This window comes from Streptomyces sp. XM83C (assembly GCF_023072675.1).
GTDB classification, from domain to species: domain Bacteria; phylum Actinomycetota; class Actinomycetes; order Streptomycetales; family Streptomycetaceae; genus Streptomyces; species Streptomyces thermocoprophilus.
Window position 1 is genome coordinate 1 of the sequence record NZ_JALLGL010000436.1, and the last position, 3,831, is coordinate 3,831.

The following is a 3,831-nucleotide window of genomic DNA, read 5'->3' on the forward strand; positions in this document are numbered from 1 at the left end:
ACATCATGCGCTGCCTCAAACGCTTCGTGGCCCGCGAGGTCTACCGGGCCCTGACCAGCACACCGACCGAACGAATCACTCAAACCGACCTGGCTCCAGCGGCTTGACAGCCATAGGAGCATCCCGGGGCGGGCCGCTCACGCGCCCTGCGGCTCAGTGCACGCAGAACTCGTTGCCCTCGGGGTCGGCCATGACGACCCACTCACCTGAGGGTTCCTTCACGCGGCGCACCACCGTCGCGCCGAGCCCCGTCAGCCGTTCCACCTCGCTGTCCCGCCGGTCGGCCCCGGGGTGCAGGTCGAGGTGGAGCCGGTTCTTGCCGGACTTGGTCTCCGGAACCCGCTGGAACAGCACCCGCCGCCCCAGCCCGGTGCCGCTGTCCGGGTCGTACGGGTCGTTCGGGTGCCGTACGGCGATGAGGTCCCGGAAGGCGGGGCGGCCGTGGTGCTCCACGGTGGCCGCGCCCGGCAGCGCGCCGAGGCCCAGCAGCCGTTCGACGAGGGCGCTGTTGTCCTCGACCTCGTAGTGCAGGGCGGCGGCCCAGAAGTCGGCCTGGGTGTGCGGGTCGTTCGCGTCGATGACGAGCTTCCAGTGCAGGGGAGCAGGCGTCTCACTCATGCGCCCACTCAAGTCGCCGCGCGGGCCGTGGTCAACGGAAACGCCGGGGACGACCCGATCAGGCCGGGCGGATCGGTTCAGGCCTGCACGCGGGGCGCCGCCGTCGGCTCGGGAGCCGCCTCGGCCGCGGGAACCGTTTCGGCCGCGGAGGGCGCCTCCGCAGCCGATGCCGTCCCCGGAACCGACACCGCCTCCGCCTCCGGCGTCGCGCTGAGGCGGGCCGTGCGACGGGCGGTGCGGCGGGCGGTGCGGAGGCTGTCGGCGGTCAGGACGATCAGGGCCAGCCAGACCAGCCCGAAGCCCGCCCAGCGCTCGGCCGGCATCTCCTCGTGGAAGTAGAGGATGCCGCACAGGAACTGGAAGACCGGCGCGAGGTACTGCAACAGCCCCAGCGTCGACAGGGGCACGCGGATCGCCGCCGCGCCGAAGCAGACCAGCGGCAGCGCGGTCACCACGCCGGTCGTGGCGAGCAGGGCGGTGTGGCCGGGGCCCTCGCTGGTGAACGTGGACTGGCCGTGCGCGGTCAGCCACAGCAGATAGCCGAGCGCGGGCAGGAACTGGATGGCGGTCTCCGCGGCCAGCGACTCCACGCCGCCGAGGTTCACCTTCTTCTTCATCAGGCCGTACGTGGCGAAGGAGAAGGCGAGCAGCAGGGAGATCCACGGGGGACGGCCGTAGCCGACGGTGAGGACGACGACCGCGGCCAGGCCGACGCCGACGGCCGCCCACTGCGCGGGCCGCAGCCGCTCCTTCAACAGCAGCACACCCATCGCGATCGTGACGAGCGGGTTGATGAAGTAGCCGAGGGACGCCTCGACGACATGGCCGCTGTTCACGGCCCAGATGTACACGCCCCAGTTGACGCTGATGACGCCCGCCGCGACCGCGACGAGGGCGAGGCGGCGCGGCTGGCGCAGCAGCTCACCGGCCCACTTCCAGCGTCGTACGACGAGCAGTACGACGGCCACCACGACGAAGGACCACATCATCCGGTGGGCCAGCACCTCGCCCGCGCCCGCAGGCTCCAGCAGAGGGAAGAACAGGGGGAACAGCCCCCACATCCCATATGCCGCGAAGCCGTTCAGCAGACCTATCCGCTGCTCACCCTTCGACGTGTCGGCCACGGGCCCTCCTTCGCGTGTCGTCCCGCACGAAGGTAACGCCGCACACCCCTCGCTGTCATGCCCGTATCGCCATACGGTCATGACAGTGACGGATGGTGAGAGCGGGCCGTCTCCCGGGCGTCGGAGGCCTCAGCGCTGCCGCTCCTTCAGCCGCGCCGCCGCTTGAGCCCTGCCGCTCCTTCAGCCGCGCCGCCGCTTGAGCCCTACTGCTCCTTCAGCCGCACCGCCGCTTGAGCCCTGCCGCTCCCTCAGCCCTGCCGCTGCTTCAGTCCTGCTGCTCCTTCAGCCCGGCGGCGATCGCGTCCGCGAGCGGTGTGGTGGGCCGGCCGGCCAGCCGGGACAGGTCGCCGGAGGTGACGACCAGCTCGCCCCGCGAGATGGAGGTGTCGACCCCGGCGAGGATCGCCGCGAGCGGTCCCGGCAGCCCGGCGCCGGCGAGGATGCCGGTCATCTCCTCCTCGGAGACGGGGTTGTAGGTGATCTTCCGGCCGGTCTGCCGGCTCAGCTCGGCCGCGTACTCGGCGAAGCTCCACGCCTCGTCGCCGCCCAGCTCGTACGTCTTGTTCTCGTGCCCCTCGCCCGTCAGTACGGCGGCTGCCGCAGCGGCGTAGTCGGCGCGCGAGGCGCTGGAGACGCGGCCCTCGCCGGCGGCGGCCACGACGGCGTCATGGGCGAGGACCGGGGCGAGGTTCTCGGTGTAGTTCTCGTGGTACCAGCCGTTGCGCAGCAGCACGTACGGCACGCCCGAGCCGAGCAAAATCTCCTCGGTGGCACGGTGGTCGTCGGCGAGCGCAGCGGTGAGCGAGCCGGGGGCGCTGGTGTAGGCGAGCAGCGCCACACCGGCCGCCTTCGCCGCGTCGATGACGACCCTGTGCTGCTGCGGGCGGCCCTTGTCGAACTCGTTTCCGGAGATCAGCAGCACCTTGTCGCCGGCCGCGAAGAGCCCGTCGAAGGTGTCGGGCGCGTTGTAGTCGGCGACGGCGAGCCGGACACCGCGTTCGGCGAGGTCGGCGGCCTTCGCCCGGTCACGGACCACGGCGTTGATCTGCTCCGCCGGGACCTTCCGGAGCAGTTCCCCCACGACGAGGCGGCCGAGTTTTCCGGTGGCGCCGGTGACGACGATGCTCATGGTGCGGTCTCCCTGGATCGGTGTACGGGTCTCTCGAACTGCCACTGACCCTAGGAGGTGCGCTAACTGAACGAAAGTACCCACTTTGAAGTAAGGTACTGGCATGTCGGTAAGTGATATGAGCGTCCGGGGCAGTCAGGGCGGCCGGAGCGCACGGGGTGCACGGAGCGCTCCGGGCGCACAGAACGCACGGGGCGCTCGGGGTGCGAGCGTCGCGCGGACCGCGCCCGAAGAGGCGATGTGCCCCTACCGTCTGGTGCTGGAGCACGTCACCAGCCGCTGGGGCGTCCTCGTCCTCATCGCGCTGCTGGATCGGCCGTACCGGTTCAGCGAGCTGCGCCGGGAGGTCGGCCGGATAGGCCGGAACGTCAGCGAGAAGATGCTCACCCAGACACTCCAGACCCTCCAGCGGGACGGTCTCGTCCACCGCGAGGCCCGGCCGGTGATCCCGCCGCACGTCGAGTACTCCCTGACCGACCTGGGCCGCGAGGCGGCGGAGCAGGTGCGCGGGCTGGCGCTGTGGACGCAGGAGCGGATGGCGGACGTGGAGCGCGCCCGCCACGCCTACGACGAGGCCCGGGCCGCGGCGGACGCGACCCGGGCCTCGTGACGGCGGAACCGCCGACGGGACGGCGGCGGGGCTGTCGGTGGTGGTGCCCCGTCAGCCGACCACGGTCCAGGTGTCCCCGCCGGCGAGCAGGGCGGCGAGATCGCCCTTGCCCTTCTGCTCGACGGCGGCGTCGAGCTGGTCGGACATCAGCGTGTCGTAGACGGGCCGCTCCACATCGCGCAGGACACCGATCGGCGTCTGGTGCAGCGTGTCCGGATCGGCCAGCCGCGACAGGGCGAAGGCCGTGGTGGGCGACGCGGCGTGCGCGTCGTGGACGAGGACGTCGGCCTCGTTGTCCGGCGTCACGTCGACGACCTTCAGATCACCGGTGGCCGGGTCGCGTACGACGC

Annotated in this window: 4 protein-coding genes and 1 pseudogene; 1 reads left to right on the forward strand and 4 read right to left on the reverse strand. The window is 71.5% G+C overall.

What is annotated here, in order from left to right; translation table 11 throughout:
• Positions 1-153: 153 nt before the first annotated feature.
• The 3 genes from MTQ10_RS28740 to MTQ10_RS28750 form a co-directional block, all read right to left on the reverse strand.
• A complete protein-coding gene (locus MTQ10_RS28740) occupies positions 154-618 on the reverse strand; it encodes a VOC family protein (protein ID WP_247473278.1) in 465 nt (154 codons plus the stop codon).
• 77 nt (positions 619-695) lie between these two features.
• The gene (rarD, locus tag MTQ10_RS28745; protein ID WP_247473280.1) at positions 696-1,742 is read right to left on the reverse strand and encodes an EamA family transporter RarD; all 1,047 of its coding nucleotides are present in this window, start codon (positions 1,740-1,742) and stop codon (positions 696-698) included.
• A 265-nt stretch (positions 1,743-2,007) separates the two neighbouring features.
• Complete coding sequence (locus MTQ10_RS28750) at positions 2,008-2,871, reverse strand: SDR family oxidoreductase (RefSeq protein ID WP_247473281.1); 864 nt, start codon at positions 2,869-2,871, stop codon at positions 2,008-2,010.
• 238 nt (positions 2,872-3,109) lie between these two features.
• Between MTQ10_RS28750 and MTQ10_RS28755 the strand changes: the two genes are divergently transcribed.
• Entirely contained in the window at positions 3,110-3,481 is a 372-nt protein-coding gene (locus tag MTQ10_RS28755) for a winged helix-turn-helix transcriptional regulator (protein ID WP_247473283.1), read from the forward strand.
• A 51-nt stretch (positions 3,482-3,532) separates the two neighbouring features.
• Here MTQ10_RS28755 and MTQ10_RS28760 read toward each other — a convergent pair.
• Positions 3,533-3,831: pseudogene (locus MTQ10_RS28760) on the reverse strand (2-oxoacid:ferredoxin oxidoreductase subunit beta); the annotation flags it as partial.